Source organism: Oleiphilus sp. HI0128 (assembly GCF_001635365.1).
Window position 1 is genome coordinate 1 of the sequence record NZ_LWGG01001565.1, and the last position, 929, is coordinate 929.

The 929-nt window shown below is 43.3% G+C and carries 1 protein-coding gene and 1 pseudogene; both read right to left on the reverse strand.

Annotation, left to right across the window (positions count from 1 at the left end):
* Nucleotides 1-130, reverse strand: a pseudogene (locus A3763_RS27225) (transposase domain-containing protein); the annotation flags it as partial.
* Between the two features lie 32 nt (nucleotides 131-162).
* Nucleotides 163-849 carry a transposase gene (locus tag A3763_RS25745; protein ID WP_068507732.1) on the reverse strand — a complete coding sequence of 229 codons (687 nt, stop codon included), beginning with the start codon at nucleotides 847-849 and terminating at the stop codon, nucleotides 163-165.
* Between the last annotated feature and the right edge of the window lie 80 nt (nucleotides 850-929).

Sequence of the window (929 nt, forward strand, 5' to 3'; positions counted from 1 at the left end):
CCTTCCCGTTATGTGGCAATAACTCATCCAGCCGATTATTCTTATGCGACGGTAATCGGTTAAGCACATCTTTCTGATAGGCGTATGCTTCCAATCCATTCATCTTGGCGGTTTGGATTAACGACATAATTGTAATGTTTAAGGGGACGGAGGGATTATTTATTAGCCATTTTTTGGTCTCCCTCTACGCATCTGGCCAATCTTTTGCCCTGTCTTCTCGGCAACTTGGATCTTGAACCTATCGGAACCCAGCGGTTGGCAATAGTGTTCTGCTAACCGAATCCCGTGCACATCTGAGCCACTCAAGCTTTCTTTAAATAACTCACGATATTGATAGCATCTTTGCTCTATATCACTGCCTAACTCAAGATACAGTTCATGCGGAGTTGTCACAACATGCTCATCACCATAGGCATTTGAGCCATAGCTACTCCATTTGTACTCTTCCGGCCGCTCAACCATTTTCGCTGTCACCGGATTTAGTTCGATATATCGATAACATTTCAACAAATAGGCCACCCCATCAATAGGGCTTGATTTGTGCCTACCTTCCCATAACGTTCCTGTGCGCTTGTACGTCTTATTAAAGTACTGCGCATAACGGCTACCCAACACCTTCATCACTTGAGAAATACCATCTTGCTCTGAAGCTGTCATAAGTAAATGCACATGATTGGTCATCAAAACATAACTATGAAGCGCCACATTGTAACGGCTCAGTACCTCGCCTAGAACATGCAAGTAAAATTGGTAATCTTCAGGTGAGTAAAAACAGGCTTCTCGATTATTCCCGCGCTGAACAATATGAAAGGGCACGTCAGGCAAATACATCCTTTTTCTTCTCGGCATCGCAAACTCCTTTTTGCGTATGGATTAAGAATCATTGAAAGTATCAAAGTTTGGGTTTACGGAGAAGTTTGTCTGCTGGT